Origin of the sequence: Amycolatopsis sp. cg5 (assembly GCF_041346955.1) — a bacterium.
Taxonomy (GTDB): domain Bacteria; phylum Actinomycetota; class Actinomycetes; order Mycobacteriales; family Pseudonocardiaceae; genus Amycolatopsis.
Genome location: NZ_CP166849.1, coordinates 1,395,537 through 1,418,997, shown reverse-complemented (window position 1 = coordinate 1,418,997; position 23,461 = coordinate 1,395,537). Strand labels below are relative to the sequence as shown.

The 23,461-nt window shown below is 68.8% G+C and carries 17 protein-coding genes; 7 read left to right on the top strand and 10 right to left on the bottom strand.

Going from position 1 to position 23,461, the window contains the following annotated elements:
• Nucleotides 1-93 precede the first annotated feature (93 nt).
• Nucleotides 94-2,790 (top strand): exo-beta-D-glucosaminidase, encoded by a 2,697-nt coding sequence (locus AB5J62_RS06850; protein WP_370947265.1) that lies wholly within the window; start codon nucleotides 94-96, stop codon nucleotides 2,788-2,790.
• Here the strand turns inward: AB5J62_RS06850 and AB5J62_RS06845 are convergent.
• Nucleotides 2,783-4,060, bottom strand: a complete 1,278-nt coding sequence (locus tag AB5J62_RS06845) for a hypothetical protein (protein WP_370947264.1) — start codon at nucleotides 4,058-4,060, stop codon at nucleotides 2,783-2,785. The two genes, AB5J62_RS06850 and AB5J62_RS06845, sit on opposite strands and share 8 nt — an antisense overlap.
• Before the next feature lie 16 nt (nucleotides 4,061-4,076).
• Nucleotides 4,077-5,489 (bottom strand): S8 family peptidase, encoded by a 1,413-nt coding sequence (locus tag AB5J62_RS06840; protein ID WP_370947263.1) that lies wholly within the window; start codon nucleotides 5,487-5,489, stop codon nucleotides 4,077-4,079.
• 203 nt (nucleotides 5,490-5,692) lie between these two features.
• Between AB5J62_RS06840 and AB5J62_RS06835 the strand changes: the two genes are divergently transcribed.
• Nucleotides 5,693-8,662: a BTAD domain-containing putative transcriptional regulator gene (locus AB5J62_RS06835; RefSeq protein WP_370947262.1), complete on the top strand. Its 2,970-nt coding sequence runs from the start codon at nucleotides 5,693-5,695 to the stop codon at nucleotides 8,660-8,662.
• 44 nt (nucleotides 8,663-8,706) lie between these two features.
• Here AB5J62_RS06835 and AB5J62_RS06830 read toward each other — a convergent pair whose 3' ends face one another.
• Complete coding sequence (locus tag AB5J62_RS06830; protein ID WP_370950200.1) at nucleotides 8,707-9,816, bottom strand: alpha/beta hydrolase family protein; 1,110 nt, start codon at nucleotides 9,814-9,816, stop codon at nucleotides 8,707-8,709.
• A gap of 160 nt (nucleotides 9,817-9,976) precedes the next feature.
• Here AB5J62_RS06830 and AB5J62_RS06825 point away from each other — a divergent pair, with 160 nt between their 5' ends.
• From AB5J62_RS06825 to AB5J62_RS06815, 3 genes are all read left to right on the top strand, one after another.
• Nucleotides 9,977-10,612, top strand: coding sequence for a TetR/AcrR family transcriptional regulator (locus tag AB5J62_RS06825; protein ID WP_370947261.1), 636 nt, complete (start codon nucleotides 9,977-9,979; stop codon nucleotides 10,610-10,612).
• On the top strand, nucleotides 10,606-12,339 hold the full coding sequence (locus AB5J62_RS06820; RefSeq protein WP_370947260.1) for an ABC transporter ATP-binding protein: 1,734 nt from the start codon (nucleotides 10,606-10,608) through the stop codon (nucleotides 12,337-12,339). The genes AB5J62_RS06825 and AB5J62_RS06820 overlap by 7 nt, the downstream gene beginning before the upstream one ends.
• A 131-nt stretch (nucleotides 12,340-12,470) precedes the next feature.
• Nucleotides 12,471-14,369, top strand: coding sequence for an ABC transporter ATP-binding protein (locus AB5J62_RS06815; protein WP_370950199.1), 1,899 nt, complete (start codon nucleotides 12,471-12,473; stop codon nucleotides 14,367-14,369).
• A gap of 454 nt (nucleotides 14,370-14,823) precedes the next feature.
• Here the strand turns inward: AB5J62_RS06815 and AB5J62_RS06810 are convergent, their stop codons facing one another.
• Nucleotides 14,824-16,428 carry a transposase gene (locus tag AB5J62_RS06810; protein ID WP_370946284.1) on the bottom strand — a complete coding sequence of 535 codons (1,605 nt, stop codon included), beginning with the start codon at nucleotides 16,426-16,428 and terminating at the stop codon, nucleotides 14,824-14,826.
• Between the two features lie 321 nt (nucleotides 16,429-16,749).
• Between AB5J62_RS06810 and AB5J62_RS06805 the strand changes: the two genes are divergently transcribed.
• Complete coding sequence (locus AB5J62_RS06805; RefSeq protein ID WP_370947259.1) at nucleotides 16,750-17,100, top strand: hypothetical protein; 351 nt, start codon at nucleotides 16,750-16,752, stop codon at nucleotides 17,098-17,100.
• A 120-nt stretch (nucleotides 17,101-17,220) separates the two neighbouring features.
• On the top strand, nucleotides 17,221-17,823 hold the full coding sequence (locus AB5J62_RS06800; RefSeq protein ID WP_370947258.1) for a DUF4232 domain-containing protein: 603 nt from the start codon (nucleotides 17,221-17,223) through the stop codon (nucleotides 17,821-17,823).
• Between the two features lie 56 nt (nucleotides 17,824-17,879).
• Here the strand turns inward: AB5J62_RS06800 and tuf are convergent, their stop codons facing one another.
• From tuf to AB5J62_RS06770, 6 genes are all read right to left on the bottom strand, one after another.
• Nucleotides 17,880-19,058: an elongation factor Tu gene (tuf, locus tag AB5J62_RS06795; RefSeq protein ID WP_370947257.1), complete on the bottom strand. Its 1,179-nt coding sequence runs from the start codon at nucleotides 19,056-19,058 to the stop codon at nucleotides 17,880-17,882.
• A 224-nt stretch (nucleotides 19,059-19,282) separates the two neighbouring features.
• Nucleotides 19,283-19,567: a putative quinol monooxygenase gene (locus AB5J62_RS06790; RefSeq protein WP_370947256.1), complete on the bottom strand. Its 285-nt coding sequence runs from the start codon at nucleotides 19,565-19,567 to the stop codon at nucleotides 19,283-19,285.
• A 106-nt stretch (nucleotides 19,568-19,673) separates the two neighbouring features.
• Complete coding sequence (locus AB5J62_RS06785; RefSeq protein WP_370947255.1) at nucleotides 19,674-19,928, bottom strand: hypothetical protein; 255 nt, start codon at nucleotides 19,926-19,928, stop codon at nucleotides 19,674-19,676.
• 63 nt (nucleotides 19,929-19,991) lie between these two features.
• Nucleotides 19,992-21,857, bottom strand: coding sequence for an anthranilate synthase family protein (locus AB5J62_RS06780; protein ID WP_370947254.1), 1,866 nt, complete (start codon nucleotides 21,855-21,857; stop codon nucleotides 19,992-19,994).
• Nucleotides 21,854-22,513 (bottom strand): isochorismatase family protein, encoded by a 660-nt coding sequence (locus AB5J62_RS06775; RefSeq protein WP_370947253.1) that lies wholly within the window; start codon nucleotides 22,511-22,513, stop codon nucleotides 21,854-21,856. Before AB5J62_RS06775 ends, AB5J62_RS06780 begins: the two co-directional genes overlap by 4 nt.
• 25 nt (nucleotides 22,514-22,538) lie before the next feature.
• Nucleotides 22,539-23,309 (bottom strand): 2,3-dihydro-2,3-dihydroxybenzoate dehydrogenase, encoded by a 771-nt coding sequence (locus tag AB5J62_RS06770; RefSeq protein ID WP_370947252.1) that lies wholly within the window; start codon nucleotides 23,307-23,309, stop codon nucleotides 22,539-22,541.
• Nucleotides 23,310-23,461: the final 152 nt, after the last annotated feature.

Here is a 23,461-nt window from a genome sequence, read left to right as displayed (position 1 = left end):
TGACAAAATGTCACTCCATAGTGCAAGCTGTCTGGACAACAGTTACCCTCGGTGTATCCGCCGACACTGAGCAGAGTCACCCGAGGAGTTGGCATGCCCGCGAAACGACGGGCACCCTGGCTGGTCGCCATCCTGGTGTTGCCTTTTCTGATGTCCGGTTCGAACCCGGTGCAGGCGGCGGAAGCACCCTTCGACGCGGCAGCGGCCGCGGCGCCGGGCGAGGTGCAGACGATCCCCGACTTCCGCTTGCAGTCGAGCGCGAAGGCCACCCAAGGTGGCGCGAAAATCTCCACCTCCGCCTACGACGACTCGTCGTGGGTCTCGGTGCCCGCCAGGTCGACGGTCATGGGTGGCCTTGTTTCGGCCGGTAAGTATCCGGACCTGAACTACTCGACCAACCTCAAGGACAAGGTCAACAAGGCGGACTTCACCGTCCCCTGGTGGTACCGCAAGACGTTCACCGCGAAGCCGAAGAGCGGCGCGCACACGTTCCTGCGGCTGCCGGGCGGCGTGATCCCGAGCGCGGAGATCTGGGTCAACGGCGTGCTGATCGCCGGGCCGGACAAGGTCTCGGGCGCCTACCCCGAGCATGACTTCGACATCTCGCCGCAGCTGCGCTCCGGCGTCAACGCGGTGGCGATCAAGGCGTTCCCCGCCGACCTCTGCTACGACCCGGACATCGATCCGTGTAAGCACCTGTCGATCGGCTTCCTCGACTGGAGCCAGCCGCCGCCGGACAACAGCATGGGCCTCTGGCGTGACGTCCAGCTCGCCGAAGCCGGCGCCGTCTCGATGCGCCACCCGCGCGTGCTGACCGACCTCGAGATGCCGAGCATGGGCTCCGTGGACCTGACGGTGAAAGCCGATCTCACCAACAACACCGGCGCCACGGTCACCACGGCCGCGCGCGGCACGATCGGCGCCATCGGATTCGGCCAGGACGTGCGGCTGGCGCCACACGAGACCAAGACCGTCACGTTCGCGCCCGACAAGTTCGGTCAGCTGCACGTGACGAACCCGAAGGTCTGGTGGCCGGCGCAAATGGGCGCGCAGCCGCTCTATCACCTGGCGCTCACGGCGACCGTCAACGGCGTCGTGTCCGATCGGGGCAAGGCCGACTTCGGCGTGCGGCACATCGAATCGGGCCTCAACGCCGAGGGTGACCGCACCTACGCGGTCAACGGGAAGAACTTCCTCGTGCGCGGCGCGGGCTGGGAGCCGGACCTGTTCCTGCGCGACAACCCGCAGCGCCTCAAGGACGAATTCCGGTACATGCGCGACCTCGGGCTGAACACGATCCGCCTGGAGGGCAAGGAAGAGAACGACGAGTTCTACCAGCTCGCGGACCAAATGGGCATCATGGTGCTCGCCGGCTGGGAGTGCTGCACGAGATGGCAGGCCTACGACAAGTGGACGGAAGCCGACCATGTCGTCGCGAAGGCGTCCGCGACCACCGAGGGCCTGCGCCTGCGCAATCACCCGAGCATCCTCAGCTTCTACGTCGGCAGTGACACCGCGCCGACCGAACGCATCGAGAAGGAGTACCTCGACGGGCTGGCGGTCTCGGACTGGGACGCGCCGGTCATCACCTCGATCACCTGGCGGGAGAGCCCGCAGCTCGGCCCGTCCGGGAACAAGGGCTACGGGCCGTACTGGTGGGTCCCGCCGAACTACTGGTACGGCGACCAGCGCGGCGGCGCGTTCGGGTTCGAGGCCGAGCACGGCCCAGGCCCGGCGATTCCCGAGTTGACAGCGCTTAAGAAGATCCTGTCTCCCAAGGAACTCGACTCGCTGTGGAAGAACGGCGAAAGCGTCCAGTTCCACCTTTCGCCGTCTGTCCACTTTGACAAGCTCGCCGAGTTCTACACGGCACTCGTCAAGCGCTACGGCAAGCCGAACGATCTCGCGGACTTCGTGATGAAGGCCCAGCTGGCCGGCTACGAGACCAATCGCGCGCAGTTCGAAGCGTTCGGCGCCAATCAGTCCAAAGCGGACCGTCCGGCGACCGTCATGATCTATTGGCTGCTCAACAACGCCTGGCCGTCGCTGTTCTGGCACCTGTACGACTACTCGATGACGCCGAGCGGCGGATATTTCGGCGCCAAGAAGGCCATGCGGCCGCTGCACGTCCAGTACACCTACGACGACGGCATGGTCGCGCTGGTCAACACCGGGCTCACCGAGGTGCCGGGGCTGAGCATCCAGACCACCGTGCTGGACGAGAACGGCGTCGCGCTGCACGACGAGACCACTCCCGCGACCGCGCCGGCGAACGGCGCCGCGCGGCTGGTGGACGTTCCGATGCCAGAGGGCGTTTCGACGACCTACTTCGTCCGGCTGCAGCTGCGTGACTCGGCGGGCAAGCTGCTCGACCGCAACGTCTACTGGCTCTCGACCAAGCCGGACACCCTCGACTACGAGAACCCGGACTGGCGCACCACCCCGCAGGTCGACTACGCCGACTTCACCGACCTCGGCCGGATTCCCGAGCAGAAGGTGAACGTCAAGGCGGCCAGCAAGGCCACCGGTGACGACATCACCACCACGGTCACCCTGACCAATTCGGGGTCGAAGGTCGCGTTCTTCCTGCGCGCGACCGTCACCAAGGGCTCGGCGGAGGACGAGGTCGCGCCGGCGGTGTGGAGCGACGACTACGTGACCATTTGGCCCGGCGAGTCGACCACGCTCACCGCGCAGTACCGCCGGTCCGACCTCGGCAGCGCCACGCCGACGGTCAAGGTCGGCGGGGTCAACGTGGAGAACGTCCGGGTGACCGCACCGATCAAGTAGTCGCCAGTGCGGAGAGCATCGCGTAGGCGACCTGCTGCCCGGTCACGTCCGAGTGCCCCATGATGAACGAGTCGGCACGCAGGTTGTTCGGCACGCCCGCGTGCCACCCGTAGCCGCCGCCGACGCCGAGCAGATCGACGAACGCGGCGCCGGGTGTCTTGAGCGCGCCGTTGCGGCCGATGCCGCCGTAGACGCTGTTCGCGTCGCCGATGTCGGCGGCGACCTGGTTGGCGATCCGCGAGGCGATGGCGTACGCGATGCCGACGCAGAGGTCGTTGGCCGTGTGCGTGACGAGGATCGGCCCGCGCACGGTGCCGTCGGTCAGCACGTCACGGAAGAACCCGGGCTGCGAACCGGCGTCGTCGCTCCAGTCGTCGGCGAACCCGTAGTGCGAGAAAGCGGCCTGCAGCAAGGTCATCGTCGCGATCGAACCGGTCGGGAGCGGTTTGGCCGCCGCGCTGACCAGCCGCCCGCCGAAGCTGTGGCCCGCGAGATGGACGCGCAGATCCGGCCGGTCCTGGTGGATCCGCGCGAGCACGGGCGCGGCGCCCAGCTCGCCGATGACCCCGGCGCGCGCCTTCATCTCGTAGTAGCTCAAGAAGTTGAGCAGGTTGGTCGCGGCGCCGAACACGCCGCCGAGCAGTCCGCCGAACCCGGCGGCGCCGCCCGGCGCACCGGGTGGCGCCGGCAGCGACGGCACAGCGAGACGATCCATCAGCGTCCCGCTGGGCACCTCGAAAAGCTCGTCGGAGGCGTCCTCGCGATCGGCGGCACCGCGCGCGACCAGTGTCTTCAGCTTCTCCGCGAAATCCGCGCGCGCGGACGCCAAGTCGGATAATTGCGGCACGAGTGCGGCAACGTCGTCCAGCGTGCGCTGCGCTTCGGGATCGGGGAAAAGCGCGCGCAGTTCTTCGATCTGGGCGGCGATGGTGTCCTGATCGGCCGGTGACCCGGCAGCGGCGGCGGCCAGCTGGGGCAGTTCGAAACCGGCGAACATCCGCGACGGCCAGATGATGCCCGCGATGCCGATACGGCGCCCGGCGAGCTCGGGCACGGTGGCCTCGTCGAGGTTGACCCGTAGTGAACCGGCGAGCCCGCCATAGAGCCTCCTGGCCGCGTCGATGTCGTTGTTCCAGCCATGGCTGAGCACCAGCAGATCGGTGAGGCCGGGATCGGCGGCGAGCCCGAGCACGGCGTTCGCGTCACCCACCAGGTGCCCGTCCTTGTCGAACTGGACCTCCGCGCTGGGGAATCCGAAAAGGTCGGCCACGACTGCTCCCTCCCGCTCACACCGATTGGATGGCCCGCATCAGGTCGAGCAGGCCGTGTCCCTGGAACGCGGGCACCCGGCCGAGGTCGGTCGCGGTGCCGGTGAAGATCCGTTTGACGTCCTCGGGGCGGCCGACGAACTCGCCCCTGATCGACAGGAACGCCGCGATCGCACCCGAGACGTGCGCCGCGGCCATGCTGGTCCCGCTGTCCTCGACGTAGTGGACGGGCGGTTTCACGTCCGCCTTGGCCTCGATCCGGCCGCGGATCTTGCCCGCCGCGCACGAAAGGATCCGCTCGCCCGGCGCGACCAGATCGGGTTTCGCGCGGCCGTCGCCGGTCGGTCCCTTCGACGAGAAGTACGAAACCCCGTACCGATGCGGCATCTCACGATGCGTCGAGCCGACGGTGATGGCGGCCTCGGCGTTGCCGGGGTCGTTGATCGTCAGGTCCATGCCCGCGGCGACCGCGCCCTTCGCGATGTCCTGGTTGTAGCCGTAGCCGGTGTTGCCGGCCGCGACCACCACGACGACGCCGGACTTGACCAGCCTGGTCACCTCGACACAGAGCGGGCTTTCCCCGCAGGCGAACCACTGCGGGTCGAACGGATACCCCACCGAGAGGTTGACGCCCTGGATCTTGAGGTCGCGGCCGTTGCCGTTCACCCGCTGGATGTCCTGCAGCGCCGCGATGATCGCGCTCGTCTCGCCGTCGCCCTTGTCGTCGAGCACCTTGTAGCTGACCAGCTTGGCCAGCGGCGCGATCCCGGTCATGCGATCGGCCTGGACGGGCAGGTAGTGCACGTCGGCGCCGGAGTCGAGTTCAGCTCGCACGACGGTTCCGGACCCCTCACCCGCGATGATGCCCGCGACGTGCGTGCCATGCCCGAACGCGTCGTCGAGCGGGCTGGCGCTTCCGGTGAAGTCCTTGTGCTCCACGGGAAGTACGACGTCGAGCGAGCTTTTGAAATGCGGATGTCCGCTGTCGATGCCGGAGTCAACGACCGCCCAGGTGATCCCGGCGCCGAGCGCGGAGAACGCGGTGTGCGCCGCGTCGGCCTTGACTGTGGCGCACGACTTGTTGATCAACGCGGCGACCTTGAAGTCAGGCCAGATCCGGTGGATCGCGCGGTACTCGGCGGCCCGGTCCCGCCGCACGACCTCGAGCAGCGCCGCCGGGCTGAGCGACGCGACCACGTACTGCCCGAGCTGGCCGGTGCGCGCCTGATCGACGGTTCCGCCCTCGGCGGCGTCGACCAGCGCATGGATGGCGCGGGCAGCAGCCTCCCGCCCCTGGGGGTAAGCAAGATTCAGGTCGATCACGACCCGATGCGGCGCCTCGGCGGCATCCATGCGCTGGAGCAGCGGGACCGCGATGACCGAACCGTACAGCTCACGCGCGTGGAACCGCGTGCGCTCCGGCTCGGTCATCTCCGGACCCCTCCCCACCTCGGTGCTCGCCGACTTTGTCGGCAGCCCACCGAGCGGTGTTACCTGGATCACACCAAGCGGTTCGCAAGTGTTATCCGGGTCGGCGTCCCTCCCAGCGAGAACCCTGCACCACCGGCCGCCCAGATCCCGCCCAGATCGCGCCCCGAGATAACAGCGAGATCTCAGTACCCGATACTGGGCCGGTGGAGTTCCGCGCTCTGGGGCCGTTGGACGTCCGCGCCGTGGGGGGACCCGTCGAGCTGGGTGGCCCGAGACAGCGTGCGGTGCTCGCCGCGCTGCTGCTCAGGGCCAATGAACTGGCCTCGGTCGAATACCTGACCGGCGCCGCGTGGGAGTCGCCTCCGGCGACGCCCGAATCGAACCTGCGCACCTACGTCTCCGGGCTGCGGCAACGGCTGGCGCAGGCGGGCGACGATCCCGGCAGGCTGTCCACCCGACCGGGTGGTTATCTGCTCCGGGTCGACAGGGGCGAGCTGGACCTCACCACGTTCACCGAGCTCACCGTCGCCGGCGAGACCGCGTCGGGAAGCCGTGAGGCCGCGAGCTGTTTCAGCAGGGCGCTGGCATTGTGGCGCGGACGGCCGCTCGAAGGACTGCATGCCGGGCAAGCGCTTTCTGTCGAGGTGACCCGGCTGGAAGAACGCCGCCTCGCCGTCGTCGAGAAGCACCTGCGCGCCCGGCTCGACCTGGGCGAGCACGCCGATCTCATCGCCGAGCTGCGGCGGCTGGTCGCCGACCACCCGCTGCGCGAGGAGCTGTGGGGTCATCTGATGACCGCGCTGCACCGGTCCGGCCGCCGCGCCGACGCGCTCTCGGCGTACCAGGAACTGCACCGCCTGCTCGACGACGAACTCGGCGTCACGCCCGGCCGCTCGCTGCGGCAGCTGCAGGCCCAGATCCTCGAAGACGACGCCCGCATCGCGCCGAAGCCGACCATCGGCGTGGTCCGCCAGCTGCCACCGGCCATCAACCACTTCACCGGCAGGCGCAGGCAGCTGGCCGAGATCGTCACCACGCTGACCGGCGAGGACAAGGCCAGCCTGCCGATCGCGGCCGTCACCGGGCAGCCGGGCGCAGGCAAGAGCGCGCTCGCCATCAAGGCTGGCCACGAACTCGCCGAGTCCTTCCCCGACGGCCAGCTGTTCATCGACCTGCTCGGCGCGGGTTCCCGCCCGCGCGACCCCGGCGACGTGCTCGCCCGGTTCCTGCGCGAACTCGGCGTGCCGGGCGTCGACATCCCCAGTGCCGTGGACGAGCGCGAGTCCGTGTTCCGCGCCAGGCTGGCGGGCAAGCGCGTGCTGATCGTGCTGGACAACGCCGCCGACGAGGCCCAGATCCGGCCGCTGCTGCCGGGCAATCCGGACTGCGCGGTGGTCGTCACCTCGCGCCGCAGGCTGACCGGGCTCGACCTGAGCCTGCGGATCCAGCTCGGTGAGCTCGACCTCGACGACGCGGTCACCCTGCTGACCGATCTCGCGGGCTCCTCCCGCGAGACGCTCGCCGCCCAGCGGATCGTGCGCTGCTGCGGGAACCTGCCGCTGGCGATCCGGATCATCGGCACCAAGCTGCGCACCCTCCCGCACCTGAGCGCGGAGACGATCGCCGACCGGCTGGAGGACGAGCGCCACCGGCTCGACGAGCTCGTCGGCGGCGACCGCGAGGTCAGGGCGGGCTTCCTGGTCAGCTACGAGCAGCTGCGCCCCGACGAGCGCCGCGCGTTCCGCCTGCTCGCGCTGCTGCCGGGCACCGACTTCGCGTCCTGGGCGGCGGCCGCCGTGCTGGGCACGGACCGGCGCACGGCCGAGCGCCTGCTCGACGCGCTCGTCGAGGCGAACCTGGTCGAGGTCGGCAGCCCGCTGCGCTACCGCTTCCACGACCTGATCCGCCTGCTCGCCGAAGAGCGGATGACCGCGGAAACCTCGCCGGAAGCCCGCGAAGCCGCGCTCGACCGCGTTTTCGAGACCTACCTCCAGGTCGGCCAGCGAGCGGACGCGGCACTGGACTTCGGCGGCCTGCACCAGTTCGAGGTGGCGCCGCCGGCGCCGGAGATCGACGCGCTGGCCACGGAATTCGCCCGCGACGCGCCGGCCTGGTTCGACTCGGAGCACCACTGCATTCTCGAAGCGGTCGAAATGGCGGCCGCCGAAGGACGGCCGGAGATCACCTGCCATCTCTCCGCGACCGTGGCCGCCTACTTCGAGCTGCGGTCCCGCTGGGACGACCTGATCAGGGTCGCCGAGCTGAGCCTCGCGGCGTCGCGCCGGACCGGCGACATGTACTGGACGGCGTACGCCTACTTCGCGCTCGGCCTCGCCGCCCGCGACCAGCACGACGTCCGCTCCGCCCGCGAGCACTTCGGCCAGTGCCTCGCCGCGCTGCCCGCGGCGAACGACCCGCGCCTGGAGATGGTCACCCTGCTCGCCGTCGGCGTCGGCCAGCGGTACCAGGGCCACTACGACGCCTCGGCCGACTGCATCAGGGCCTGCCTGGCCAAATTGTCCACAATGGACGAACCACGCTGGGTCGCCTACGCCAAGCGCGAACTGGGCATCCTGCACCGCTACCGCGGCGAATGGGCCGACGCCCAGCGCTGCCTGCAGGAGGCGATCGACGAGTTCGTGCTGATCGCCGACCGCCGCTGGGAGGCCGCGTGCCTGCGCGAGCTCAGCGTGGTCCACCGCGAACTCGGCGAGCTCGACTCCGCGCTGCGCCTCGGCCACACCAGCCGCGGCCTGTTCCACGAGCTCGGCGACGTCCGGCGCGAAGGCGCGGCCTGGCGCTCACTCGCCTACGCCTACCGCGCCCAGGGCGAGACCGGCACCGCGCAGGCCTGCGCCCGCCGCAGCGCCGACCTGTTCGCCCTCACCCTGGACGTCCACGGCGCCGCCATCACCGAGGTGCTGCAGGCGGAGTTCATCGCCGAGCAGGGCGAGCACGCCCAGGCGCTGCAGCACGTCCGGCACGCGCTCACAGTGTTCGAGCAGCTCGGCGATCCCCGCTGGACCGGCAAGGCCCAGCTGTGCCTCGGCTCGCTGCTCGCCGACGCGGGCAAGCTCGACCAGGCACGCGAGGCTTGGCGTGACGCGCACACCACCCTGACGAGCCTGGAAGCCGTCGAGATGGCGGAGGCCGAGAAAGCGATCACCCGCTGACCGAGGTCGTGAGTGGTATGACCGGTTCTAACCGGCCGGAACACTCACGACCCCGGGTCACGCCGCTCCGCGGGCACCAGGTCGGCGAACTGCGGGACGAGTGCCTGCAGGTCGCTGTAGCTGTGGTGCGCGCCGTCCTTCAGCAGCAGGTCGCGCTTCCAGCCGCGCTGGTTCGCCCAGAAGTCGACCCAGGTCTTGTCGGCCGGGTTGAGGTGCGTGTGCTCGAAGCCGAATCCGCCACCCATGAGCAGGAACGGCCGGTCGAGGCCCCGTTTGACGACCTCGCCCGGCAGGTACGAGCCGTCGAAGCCGTAGCCCATGGTGCCGTCGAGGTTGACGCCCGCGTCGATCCTGCGATCGGTGACCATCGTCTCGCCCGCGGTGAACCCGCCGTAGGAATGGCCGAACATGCCGACCTTCGAGAGGTCGAGCGCGCCCGCGAGGCCGAGCGGGAGCGGCCGCTGCTCGGCGTCGGGGTTGAGGCCACGGTCGAGCTTGGTGAGCTGGTCGAGCAGGAACCGGGTGTCGGCGACGCGGGCGTCGATCGCGGTCTTCATGGTCGCCGGGTCGGTGCCGAGCCGGAGTTGCGGTTCGACGCGGCCGCCGGGGAATTCGACCGCGGCCGACTCGAAAGTGTGCGACAGCGAGACGACGATGTAGCCACGGCTGGCCAGGTCGTCGGTGAGCACGGCGTGCAGCTCGCGCGGTGAGCCGAAGCCCGGCGAGAACAACACGACCGGGCGCTTTCCCTGCCATCGGTCGACAGGGGTGTTCACGCGCGCGTTGCGTTCGGCCGAGCCCCAGTCGACGGAACCCTTGGGCAGACCGAAGAAGTTCGGGTCGGCGGCGGCCTCTTCGACGAAGGGCGCCAGCTTGTCGCTCATCCAGCGCGCTCGTGGCGCGCCCGCGGTGAACCACGACGGATAGGTGACCGTGGCCATGAGCTCGCGCTTACGGTCCGGCTTCCACGGGTCCGGCCGCGACCGGTCGACCAGGTGCAGCGTCGTGGTGCCGATCTGGTGCTGCCCGGTGAGCGCGGGCAGTGTCAGCTCGATCTTCGCCGGCGCCGCCGAAGCGGGCGCGGCGACGGTGAACGCGGAAAGCGCGGCTAAGCCCGCAGCGAACAGGCCTCGGCGAGTGCGCCGATGAGGCATGGTGGACACTGAATTTCCTTCCCCCCGGTGATTCGTCCTCTGGTTCCACCGTGCCAGCGCACGGTACGGGAGCGCATCCCTCTCGAGGTTGAGTCATCCGAAAGTGCGCGATGCGCATAATTTTGCGTGCCACGCAAAATTATCAGGTAGAGTGACCCGCATGGAGCATCCGGGGATGAGCCTGCGCGAGCAGAAGAAGCTGGCGGCCAGGGAGGCGCTGAGCTGGGCGGCGATCCGCCTGGCCACCGAGCGCGGGCTCGATCAGGTGCGGGTCGAGGAGATCGCCGCCGAGGTCGGCGTCTCGCCGCGCACCTTCAACAATTACTTCTCCAGCAAGGAAGAGGCCATTTGCGCGATCGGCGTGGACCGCCAGCGCCGGATCGGCGCCAGGCTGCTGGCCCGGCCGCCGGAGGAGCCGCTGTGGCAGGCGGTCATCTCGGCGGTGATGGAGCAATACGGCGAATACGGCGAACCGGACCGCGAGCAGGTCAACCGGGTCCGGCTGATGGCGGGCAACCCCGCACTGCTCGGCGAATACCTCAAATCGCACCACGAGGTCGAGCGGGTGCTCGCCGAGGCGATCACCGAACGCACCGGCATCACCGACGAATTGCGCCCGAAACTGATGGCGGCCACCGTCTCCGCCGCGACCAGGGTGGCGCTCGATCATTGGCTGCACAGTGGAACCGAAAAAACACTCACGGAAATACTGCGCGAGACCTTACGCGAGGTTTCTTCCGGTCTGCCCGATTTAGCAATATGCGTTGCGCACCATAGGAAGATGAAGACGTGCTGATCAAGCTCATGCGCAGTTTCCTGCGCCCCTATCGTAAGGATCTGTCACTGGTCGTCGCACTGCAATTGGTGCAGACGCTGGCGATCCTCTACCTGCCCACCCTCAACGCCGACATCATCGACGACGGGGTGGTGAAGGGCGACATGGGCTACATCCTCCGCATCGGCGGGGTGATGCTGGCCGGCACGCTGATCCAGATCCTGTGCGCGATCGGCGCGGTCTACTTCGGCGCGCGCACCGCGATGGCGTTCGGCCGCGACGTGCGGGCGGCGGTGTTCACCAGGGTCCAGGACTTCTCCGCGCGCGAGGTCGGCAAGTTCGGCACGCCCTCGCTGATCACCCGCACCACGAACGACGTCCAGCAGGTGCAGATGCTGACGCTGATGACCTTCGTGATGATGGTGTCGGCGCCGATCATGTGCGTCGGCGGCATCGTGCTGGCCGTCTCGCAGGACGTGCCGCTGTCCTCGCTGGTGCTGATCCTGGTGCCGGTGCTGGGTGTCGCGATCGGCATCCTGATCGCCAGGATGCGGCCCGCGTTCAAGCTGATGCAGGAGCGCATCGACAAGATCAACCAGGTGCTGCGCGAGCAGATCACCGGCATCAGGGTGATCCGCGCGTTCGTGCGCGACACCAAGGAGCGCGAACGCTTCACCGAGACCAACACCGAGCTGTACGACGTCTCGCTGAAGGTCGGCAAGCTGATGGCGTACATGTTCCCGATCGTCATGCTGGTGATGAACGTGTCCAGCGTCGCGGTGCTGTGGTTCGGCGGGCACCGCATCGAAAGCAACGCCATGCAGGTCGGCGCGCTGACCGCGTTCCTGAGCTACCTCATGTACATCCTGATGTCGGTCATGATGGCCACCTTCATGTTCATGATGGTGCCGCGCGCGGAGGTCGCCGCCGAGCGCATCTCCGAGGTGCTCGACACCGAATCCAGTGTCGTGCTGCCCGAGAATCCCGTCCGGCTCACCGAACTGCACGGGCACCTGGAACTGTCCCGCGTCGAATTCCGTTACCCCGGCGCGGAAAACCCGGTCGTGCAGGGCGTCGACCTGCTGGCTCGGCCCGGTGAGACCACCGCGGTCATCGGCAGCACCGGCAGCGGGAAGACCACGCTGCTCAACCTGATCCCCCGGCTGATGGACACCACCGACGGCGTGGTCAAGGTCGACGGGATCGACGTGCGCGAGCTCGGCGCGGACGCGCTGGCGAAGGCCGTCGGGCTGGTCCCGCAGAAGCCGTACCTGTTCTCCGGCACCGTCGCGAGCAACCTGCGCTACGGCAAGCCGGAAGCCACCGACGAGGAACTCTGGCACGCGCTGGAGGTCGCGCAGGCGCGTGACTTCGTCTCGGCGATGCCGGAAGGGCTCGACGCGCCGATCGCGCAGGGCGGCACGAACGTCTCCGGCGGGCAGCGGCAGCGTCTCGCCATCGCGCGGATGCTGGTGCAGCGCCCGGAGATCTACCTGTTCGACGACTCGTTCTCGGCGCTCGACTACGCCACCGACGCGGCGCTGCGTGCCGCGCTCGCGCGCGAGACGTCCGACGCGACGGTCGTCATCGTCGCCCAGCGGGTCAGCACGATCCGCTCCGCCGACCGGATCATCGTCCTCGACGACGGCCGCGTGGTCGGCACCGGCACCCACACCGAACTGATGGACGGCAACGAGACCTACCGGGAAATCGTGCTCTCCCAGCTGACCGAGCAGGAGGCGGCGTGAGCGCCACCCAGTCTTCCGAGACTTCAGAGAAACCGGCGGCGGCCCCCGCCGCCAACGGGGAACGCGCCGTCCCCACCCGCGGGCCCGGCCCGTCGGGCGGACCGGGCCTCGGCAGGGGACCGGCCTCGTTCATGGCCGGGCAGTCCACCGAAAAGGCGTTGGACTTCAAGGGATCCGGCCGCCGGTTCCTCAAGCTGCTCGCCCCGCAGCGGCTGTTCGTCGTCGGCGCGCTGGTCACCGCGGCCATCAGCGTCGCGCTGAGCGTCGTCGGCCCGAAGGTGCTCGGCAACGCGACCGACCTGATCTTCTCCGGCATCGTCAGCAAGGACCTCCCGGTCGGGGTGTCCAAGGAACAGGTCATCGCCGGATTGCGCGCGCGGGGCGACAACACCATCGCCGACATGTTCGCGACGATGGACATCGTGCCCGGCCGGGGCATCGACTTCACCGCCGTCGGCCGGGTGCTGATGATCGTGCTCGGGCTGTACGTGCTCGCGTCGATCTTCAGCCTCGTCCAGGGGCGGCTGACGGCGTCGATCGTGCAGCGCTCGGTGTTCGACCTGCGCGAGCAGGTGGAGGCGAAGTTCGCCAGGCTGCCGCTGAGCTACTTCGACCGGCAGCCGCGCGGCGAGGTGCTCAGCCGGGTCACCAACGACATCGACAACCTCGCGCAGTCGCTGCAGCAGACGCTCGGCCAGCTCATCGCGTCGCTGCTCACCATCGTCGGCGTGCTGACGATGATGTTCGTCATCTCGCCGCTGCTGGCGCTGCTCGCGCTGATCAGCGTGCCGATCTCGGTGTTCGTCGCGGCGAAGGTCGGCAAGCGCGCCCAGCCGCAGTTCATCAAGCAGTGGCGCACCACCGGCCAGCTGAACGGGCACATCGAGGAGATGTACACCGGGCACTCGCTGGTCAAGGTCTTCGGCAGGCGCGAGGAGGCGCAGAAGACCTTCGAGGAGCACAACGAGACGCTGTACAACGCGAGCTTCCGCGCGCAGTTCATCTCGGGACTGATCCAGCCGGCGATGATGTTCATCGGCAACGTCAACTACGTGCTCATCGCCGTGGTCGGCGCGCTGCGGGTGTCGTCGGGTTCGCTCTCGCTGGGTGACGTGCAGGCGTTCATCCAGTACTCGCGGCAGTTCAGCCAGCCCATCACCCAGGTGGCGAGCATGGCGAACCTGCTGCAGTCCGGGGTCGCCTCGGCCGAGCGCGTGTTCGCGCTGCTCGACGCCGACGAGCAGGAGCCCGACCCGGCCGACCCGGTGCGCCAGCCCAAGGTCACCGGCAAGGTCGAGTTCGACCACGTGTCGTTCCGGTACTCCCCCGACACCCCGCTCATCGAGGACCTGTCGCTCTCGGTGGAGCCGGGGCAGACGGTCGCCATCGTCGGCCCGACCGGCGCGGGCAAGACCACGCTGGTCAACCTGCTGATGCGGTTCTACGAGATCGACAGCGGCCGCATCGTGCTCGACGGCGTCGACATCGCCGAGATGACCCGCGAGGACCTGCGGGCCAAGACCGGCATGGTGCTGCAGGACGCGTGGCTGTTCGGCGGCACCATCGCGGAGAACATCGCGTACGGCGCACCCGACGCGACCCCGGAGAAGATCTTCGAGGCCGCGCGGGCCACCCACGTCGACCGGTTCGTCCGGACGCTGCCGGACGGCTACGAAACGATCATCGACGACGAGGGCGACAACGTCAGCGCCGGCGAAAAACAGCTGATCACAGTGGCGCGGGCCTTCCTGGCCGAGCCGGCGATCCTCATCCTCGACGAGGCCACCAGCTCGGTCGACACCCGCACCGAGGTGCTCATCCAGCGTGCGATGAACTCGCTGCGCCAGGGCCGCACCAGCTTCGTCATCGCGCACCGGCTGTCCACCATCCGCGACGCGGACCTCATCCTGGTCATGGAGTCCGGCCGCATCGTCGAGCAGGGCACCCACACCCAGCTCCTCGACGCGGGCGGCGCCTACGCCAGGCTCTACGCCGCCCAGTTCGCGGAAGCAGCCGTCGAAGTCGACTAACCCCGTAGCCCGGGGTCGTGAGTGGTACGGCCGGTTCTAACCGGTCAAAACACTCACGACCCCTTCGGGCTGTCTCGTCCGGGGCAGGGTCGTGGTCGGGCTTGGGTGAGGGCCTACTTCGCTCGGATCCGTGGGGTGGGGGCCTAGTTGGTCCGTATATGCGGGTGAGGGAGGCCCTGATCCGCTTGGTTCGGGTGGGGGAGGCCCTCACCCGGCGGATCCGAGCGTGGATGAAGGCTCCCCCTTTATTCCTGGGCCTAGTGCCTGGGTGAGTGCGGTTTGCGTCGTTCAACGCCGCGAACCGCACTCACCCGCCTCGAACGACCCTGTAACTGGTCAAGCGGGTTGACTGTGCGGGTTTTGAGTCGTTCAGAGCCTGTTGCTTTTTGCTGTTGTGGTGTCTTCGGCATCGTCCGGTCTCTGGCTTGGCCACCGGGCCGGGCCGGGGTGGGGTTCAGGTGGTGCGGATCTGGGCGGTGGTGATGCCCTTGGTCCAGAGTTTGAGCAGGTTGGTGACTGCGGCGGCGAGGGAGAGTTCGGCTTGGGCGGCGGTGAGTCCTCGGCGGGCGAAGCGGGTGAGCCCGCGGCGGTCTTTGAGCCAGGCGTTGGGTGCTTCGATCATCGCGCCGCGTCGTCGGTAGAGGGTCACGCCTTCTGCGGTGCGTAGCCGGTGGTTCATCTTCTCCCGCGCGGTGGCGTTCTTGGGTGGGTCGCCGGTGGCCGGGTCGGTGGCGGCTCGAGTGTTCACGGTGCGGCCTTTGGCATCGGCGATGAGACGGTCCGGGCCCGCGGTCTCAAGGTTGGCGGTCGAGTCGTAGCCGGCGTCGCCGATCATCACGCCGACGGTGAGGTCACCGCGGCCGGTGCGCCGGGCCAGCTTCCCGGCGGTGGCGAGGACATCATCGGCGGTGGGCACGAACTGGTCGAGGTCGTTGGTGTCCTGGGTGGCGCGGGCGGACACGAGGAATTCGTCGTCGCTGACCGCGGTCTGGCAGTTGTAGCCCTGGACCCAGCCGTTGCGGGTCTTGAGCAGCCGTGATTGCGGGTCGGTCGTGTTCGCCACGAACTTGTCGGTCTGCGTCTGGGATTTCGCGGTGGCGGCGGCCTGTTCAGCGCGGGAGAGCGCGGCCTCATAGGCGGCGCGGGCCCGCCGGACCCTGCTGTGATCCTCCGGCGGCACCGCTGCTTTCCCCGACGGGCGGCGCCCGCCGCCGGATCGCATCTGGGCGTGCCAGGCCTCCCAGCGGGACACCGCTGTGGCTCGCTCCCGGTCCAGGCGTGCTCGGGCCACCGCGACCCGGTCCGCGCCTCGCGGCGGGGCCCCGCCACGGGTGAGGCCGGCGGCGACCGCGGCGTCATAGGCCCGCGCGATCTCAGCCCGCCCCTCGCCGGCCTGCTCGGCCGCGTCGCGACGGGACTGGATCTGCTCCAGCGCGGCCGTGATCCGTTCACCGCGACGGGTGCGGTCACGCAGGTCCGGTGGTGGTTCGTCGCCGCGCCGGTCGGCGCCGAAGCGGGCGTCGTCGGCCGCGTCGGTCTGCGCGGTCTCCTCAACGAACTTCTCGGCCAGTTTCCGCAGGTGAGCCTCGGTGCGGTTGGCGTCCTTACTCGCGTTGGCGGCGATCTTGGTGCCGTCGAACGCGACCACCCCCAGCGACACCATCCCCAGTTCGGCGGCCAGCACCAGCGACTCGGTCAGCAGATCCGTCAGCGCCGCCTCGTGACGCTGGCGGAACCGGGCCAGCACCGTGTGATCCGGGATGTCCTGCGCGCAGATGATCCGGAACGCCACATCGGTCAGGCACAACCGCTCGATCCGCCGCGACGAGGACACCCCATGCGCCATCGCATACACGAACAACGTCAGCAGCATCTCCGGGTCATACCCACGCCGCCCGACCCCACCACGCTTCGCCGTCGCGTGAAACGCCGACGTGTCCAGCCGCCCCACCACCGCGATCACGAACCACACCAGATGATCATCCGGCAACCAGTCCGCCATCGACGGCGGCAACAGAAACTCCTGCTCACGATCAACCGGCCGATAATCCCTTGCCACACAACAATTATCCCAAGTTGCCACACGTGCAACAAGATCATCAAGCCATGTCGAGCCAGTTCAAAAAGCAACAGGCTCTTCAACGACGCATTTCCCACACAGCCACCCCGGACACAGCCGAGCACACCCAGACACGCCACCTTTGACCTTCCGCCCAATAGAACCGGCCGTGCCACTCACGACCCCGCTACCCAAAACTCGCCACCCCGGTCCGACGCTTGTGGCATGCTCGATCCATGACTTGCCTCCGAAAGGGCCATGGCGCGTAGACGCCCCGGCGCGCTCCGCGCCTCTCAAACCCGTTTCCCCTCAGACCGGCCCATGCCACGTATTCGCGGCCTGTCCCGTCGCACTCACGAAGCCATCTGGCTGCTCGAAGAACGCGAATCAAGATTCCACACGGCTTCGCGGTTGCGGACTTACCAGAGCGCGCTGGCCGAGCCCGGCGGGCTCCCGTTGAGCCCGAGCCCATGCCCGTGCTGCGACCCGCTTGAAGCCCGCGACGAACTCGAACAAGTGCTGAGGCAGCTTCCCCCGTTCTCCCGGGCTGAGTTCGCCAGGCTGTTGGCACCGCTCGATGACCGGCTCCGGAGCAAGACCGTTCCGTACCCATGGCCGGAGCGGCGCCCCTGGGCGACCGCATGGTGGCAGCTGCTGTGGCAGGAGCCGTGAATCGGACACGACTGATGGTTGCTTCAAGTTAATCAATCTCACGGGAAAGGCACCGTGCGGCTCGGGCAGACGTCTTCCGTATGTACCTGTGGCCGACGAAGTCCTTACCGGGAGCGAAAAATGCGCAAGCACACCATGGTCCTCACCGCTGCCGCCGCGTTTCTGCCGCTGGCATTGGCCGCGTGCGGAAACAGTGCCGCCACGAGCGCGGCACCCGCGCCGGCCCCGAGTTCGAACACCGCGATGCCGGTCGTGCCCGCCGCGGACAAGAGGCCTGCCGAAGACAAGAAAGTCGGGGCCTGCACCGTGAAGGCCGACCTGAACACCCAGCCCGGCGGGGGCAAAGCGCTGCTCGCGCTGACCAACACGGGTAGCGGGCCGTGCACCCTCGAAGGCTGGCCGACGCTCAGCTTCCTGGCCGCGAACAACTCCGTGATCAAGGTGCCGGTCAAGAAGGTCGAGCAGCCGGGCGCCGGGCCGAAGATCGTGCTGGAGCCGGGGCGCTCCGCGTTCGCGGGCGTCAAATGGACCACCTGCGACAAGGGTGATGAGACCTGTTTCGTGGCCACGACTGTGAAGGTCGCCGCGCCGGGCACCAAGAAGCCGGTGGTCGCGGACTTCATCGGGGCCGGGGGTGGCGACCAGAAGGTGCTCGAACTGCCGGTTTCGGCCGTCGAGGTGGGCACGCTGCAGCCGTCGACGCAGGGCGTCGTCGCCTGGTAAGCCGGGGTCGTGCGCGTTGCGGGCGGTTCTAACCGCCCGCAACGCGCACGAGCCCTTCAGTCGAGCACCGCGGTCACGGTGCCCGAGGCGACGGCGCGGCCGCCCTCGCGGACGGCGAAGCCGAGGCCTTCGGTCATCGCGATCGGGCGGCCGAGTTCGACCGTGAACTCGACATGCCTGCCCGGGAGGACGATGCCGTCGTCCAGCCGGATCTCCCCCACCACGTCGCTGGTGCGGAAGTGGAACTGCGGCCGGTAGCGGTCGGCGAACGGTGTCCGCCTGCCGCCCTCGTCCGCCGACAGGACGTAGGCCCGCGCACGGAACCTGCTGTGCGGGGTCACGCTGCCGGGCAGGCTCAGCACCTGGCCGCGGCGGACCGCGTCACGGCGGACGCCGCGCAGGAGCACCGCCGCGTTGTCGCCCGCCTGGACCTGGTCGAGCGCCTTGCCGAAGGTCTCCAGCCCGGTGCACACGCTGGTGACCGTGTCGCCGAGCCCGACCACTTCGACCGGGGCGCCGACGCGCAGGGTGCCCTGCTCGACGGCGCCGGTGACGACCGTGCCGCGGCCGCTGATGGTCAGCACGTTCTCGATCGGCATCAGGAACGGCTGGTCCAGGTCGCGGACGGGCTCCGGCACGTACTCGTCGACCGCGGTGAGCAGGTCGACGACGCGCTGGGTCCAGACCGGGTCTCCGTCGAGCGCGCGCAGGCCCGACACGCGGACCACCGGGACCGCGTCGCCGTCGAAGCCGTAGCGCGTGAGGAGCTCGCGCACCTCAAGCTCGACGAGGTCGAGGAGGTCCTCGTCGTCGACCAGGTCGGCCTTGTTCAGCGCGACCACCACGTGCCGGACGCCGATGCCGCGCGCGACCACGATGTGCTCACGCGTCTGCGGCATCGAGCCGTCCTGCGCCGAGACGACCAGGATCGCGCCGTCGAGCTGGGCGGCGCCGGTGATCATGTTCTTGACGTAGTCGGCGTGCCCTGGCATGTCGACGTGCGCGTAGTGGCGCGTCGGCGTCTCGTACTCGACGTGCGCGATGTTGATCGTGATACCGCGCTCGATCTCCTCCGGCGCGCGGTCGATGCGCTCGAACGCGACGTAGCCGGCGCCGCCGGGCTCGGCGAGCACCTTGGTGATCGCCGCGGTCAGCGTGGTCTTGCCGTGGTCGACGTGGCCCATGGTGCCGATGTTGAGGTGCGGCTTGGTGCGCATATGCTGTTGCTTGGTCATTTTTTGTTCCCTGGAAAAAGAAAACGGACGCGCGAAACCGCGAAAAAGCCCAACCCTCCTCCACTGGTTCCGCGGGAAGGGAAAAGAGGAGGGTCAGCTTCGAGCGCCGTCGAACCGTGCCGAAACGGCGCTCGGCAGGGACAGGCCTGCCAGCGTCACGGATTCGGTCACGGGGAACATGACCAAGAGGGTTTCAGGCCGGGCCTGGCCTTGTCACCCGATTTTCAGGCGGGTTCGACCGCCGAGATGCGATACCGCGAGACCTCGGCGTCGCGGATGGCGGCGCCTTGGTCGTCGCTGGGACCGGAGCCGCGGAACGCCGCGAGCTGCTCGTCGGTCTCCCAGCGCTCGTAGACGTTGATCCGAGCCGGGTCGACGAGGTCGGCCGACAGCGCGAAATCCAGGCAGCCCGGCGACTTCCGGGCCAGCTCGACCACTTCGACGCATCCGGCCAGGTAGCCGTCACGGCCTTCGGGGTCGACGAAGATCTTTCCGGACACGATGATCACGACGGCTCCCCTGCTGCTCGGCTGCCGTCCAACTTAGACAAACCCGGCTGCGATGGCGAGGGTGGCCGAGCCACGGCCAATGAGTATCGGCCACCCTCGCCACAGCTCACGCCGCCCGATCGGCGAGCGCCGCGAGCCCCGCGGGAGTCAAGGCGGCCGGTACGCGCTGGCCGATCGCGGCCAGGCGCGCGGCCCTGATCAGACCGGCGTGCGCGAGCGCGTGCGCGGTGAACTGGTCGCCGCAGGACACGCCGTCGATGAAGAGGTCGGGTTCGCAGCTGCAGCTGACCTGCGCGCGTCCGGCGACCACCGCGCGCAGCATCGCCTGCGCCCGTCTCGTGCAGGCAACCTCCGGTGTCATGGGACACCTCCTTCCCCCGTACATGAGCAGGAGGGAAGGAAACCCCGTCGAGATACAAAAAACCTACGCGGCGACCGCCAGGCCGGGCACGACCGCCCGTTCGAGCAGCGCGCTGACCCGATCGCGCAGGATCCGGACGCCATCCGCCGTGAGCAAGGACTCGGGGTGGAACTGCAGCGAGGCGAAGTCGCGGCCGCGCAGCGCGTGCACCTCGCCGGTCGCGGCGTCACGGCTGACCTCGACCCAGCCGAAGCCGGGCAGCGCGAACGCGCCAGCGTGGCTCTCTGCCGCGAAAGTGTTGTAGAAGCCGACTTTTTCGCGCCTGCCGAACAGGTCGATCTCCTTCTGCACACCCTGGTTGGGTTCGGTGCGACGCGCGATCGAAAGTCCCAGCTGCAAGCTCAGCACCTGGTGGCTCAGGCACACCGCGAGGAACGGCTTGCGGTCCTGCAGCAGCGTGCGGACCGTGTCGTGCAGCCTGGCGATCTTGGGGTGGTCGGCGTGCCGGGGGTCGCCGGGGCCGGGGCCCATCACGACCAGGTCGTAGGCGTCGAAGTCGTGGTCGGCGTCGAACGGCCGGACGTCGACGTCGAGCCCCAGCGAGCGCAGCTGCCGCTCGATCATCGAGGTGAACGTGTCCTCGGCGTCGACGATCAGCACCCGGCCTGCCAGCTCGGCCGTCTCACACCGCTCACCCAGCCAGAAGCCGGAGATGGACTTGTTGCGCTCGGCCAGCATCGCCCGCACTCGCGGGTCGTCGGCGTAGCGGACGGGACGTTCGGTGCGCAGCGCCGCGAGCAGGCCCGCCGCCTTGGCGCGGGTCTCCGCGACCTCGGACAGCGGGTCCGAGTGCCGCACGAGCGTCGCGCCGACGCCGATCTTCACCGCGCCGGTGGCGGAGATGTCGGCCGTGCGGATCATGATCGACGAGTCGAGCGCGTGCCCGCCGTCGGCGTCACGGCCGATCAGCGCGACGACGCCGCTGTAGTACCCACGTCCCTGTGGCTCGTAACGGTTGATAACCCGGCAGGCGCTTTCGAGCGGGCTACCGGTGACTGTCGGCGCGAAGAGCGTCTCGCGCAGGATCTCGCGCGGGTCGCGGCTGGTTTCGCCCTCGATGAGGTACTCGGTGTGCGCGACCTTCGCCATCTCCTTCAGGAACGGCCCGAGCACGCGGCCGCCGCCGTCGCAGACACGCGACATCATCTTGAGTTCCTCGTCGACGACCATGTACAGCTCGTCGGCCTCCTTGCGGTCGGCGAGGAAATCGAGCACACCCGCGAGCGACGCGCCGCCCTGGCCGTACCGGTACGTCCCGCTGACCGGGTTCATCACCGCGGTGCCTCGGTCGAGGCTCACGTGCCGTTCGGGGCTGGCGCCGACGAACGTCCGGTCACCCGTGTGCACCAGGTACGTCCAGTACGCACCCTGTTCCTTCTGCAGCAGGCGCTTGAAAAAGGACAGTGCACTATGGACGGTGTAGTCGGTGATCTCGGCGAGGTACGAGCGCTTGATGACGAAGTTCGCGCCCTCGCCGGTGCCGATCTCGTCGGCGATCACCCGGCGGACGGTCTCGGCGTAGGTCGCGTCGTCGACGTCGAATCGGTCACCCTCAAGGGAAATCGGCACATCCGGCAGCCGCCACAGCGCCTCGCCGAGCGAGACGACGGCCTGGGACTCGACGCTCAGCGCGATCAACGGCTCGGCGTCGTCGGGTGCTTCGAAGCCGCGCTCGGCGAGCTGGCGGTACGGCACGAGCGTGAGGACCTGGTGACCGCGCGCCTCGGTCAGCGGAAGCTCGGCCAGCGTGTCCGGTGTGGACACTTCGCCGACGATGATCTCCAGCTTGCCGGCGCCGGTGCTCTCCGGCCGGTGCAGCAGCGCGAACGCGGGCGGGTTCTCGGCCAGGATGGCGTCGAAGAGGTTCATGCCGCGAACTCCCATTCACGCGTGACGGCCAGCCGGGAAACGAGCTGCCCGGTGCTCACGACCATGCCGCAGCGCTTGGCCACGTAGTCGAGCGCGAGCCGGTGGTCGGCCTCGGAGAAGTCGGCGACCGCGTCGGCGGCCAGGAACGGCTGGATGTCGTTGGTGTAGGCGTCGACCGCGCTCATCATCACGCCGACGTGCGCGTAGACCCCGCAGACGACCAGCTGGTCGCGACCTTCGGCGCGCATGCGCTCCAGCAGGTTCGAGCGGAAGAACGCGCTGTAGCGCCATTTCGTGAACATCCAGTCGCCGGGGCGCGGCGCCAGCTCGTCGACGACCTGCCGATCGGCCGGGTCGACGCGCATGCCGGGTCCCCAGAAGTCCTTGAGCAGCCCGCGGTCCTGCGGCGTCATGTCACCGGGCTGCGCGGTGTAGGCGACCGGCATGCCCGCCGCGTCGGCCTGCTCGCGCAGCAGCGCCGCGTTGGCCACCATCCGCTTGCGCAGCATCTCCGGCAGCGGCTTGAGGAAGTACCGCTGCAGGTCGTGCACCAGCAGCACGGCGCGGGCCGGGTCGATCACCCAGTCGGCGGTGTTGGCGGGCAGCGTGTTCTCGGTGGGCATCGGGTAGGGCTGGATGCTGGGCAAGCCGGGCATGATCGTCTCCAGGAGTCTCAGTGCGTCATATGCCGAGCGTCGCGCCGCCGTCGACGGTGAGCTCGTGCAGGGTGATGTGGCAGGCGCGGTCGGAGAGCAGGAACAGCACGGCGTCCGCGATGTCGGAAGGCTGAGCCAGCTTCTTGAGCGGTATGCCGAGCCGGTAGGCGCCCAGGTTGCCTTCGAGGGTGGTCTGGCGGCCGGTCTCGTCGTGCCACATCGAGGTGAGCATCGGGGTGGCTGTCGAACCGGGCTGGACGAGGTTGCAGCGGATGCCGTGCTCGGCGACCTCGAGGCCGAGCACCTTGGTGTACATGGTCGCGGCGGCCTTCGACGCGGCGTACGCGGCCATCCCGGTGCGCGGGGTGCTCGCGGAGTTGGAGGCGACGGTGACCAGCGCGCCGCGCCGCCGCGGCACCATCCGGTTGGTGACCGCGCGGGAGACGTTGAAGACGCCGGTGACGTTGACCGCGAAGGTGTCGGCGAAGTCGGCGTCGGTGAGCTCGCGGGCGGCGCCCATGCGCAGGATGCCCGCGGCGTTGACCAGCTGGCCGATCGGGCCGAGGTCGCGCTCGACCTGGTCGACCACGGCCTCGACGTCGGCCGAGCGGGTGACGTCGAGCGGGTAGGCGTGCACCTTCAGGCCGTCCAGCTCACACTTCTCGACGGCCTCGGCGAGGCGCGCGGTGTCACGGTCCGCCGCGGCGACCGTCGCGCCCTGGGCGGCGAGCGCCCTGGCGACGGCCGCCCCGATCCCGCTCGCGGCGCCGGTGATGAAAGCGATCTTGTTCCCCATGACCCCAGGCCTTCCCAGCACTTGTCTGAAACTGACGTATGTCTAATATCTTGCGCCGAACGATGCAAGGGAACACACGAGGTGCGGCCTAGTCCGTCAGGTGCGGCCGGAATTCGGACCGGCGTTACGAAGATCGTCCAATGTTACGAAAA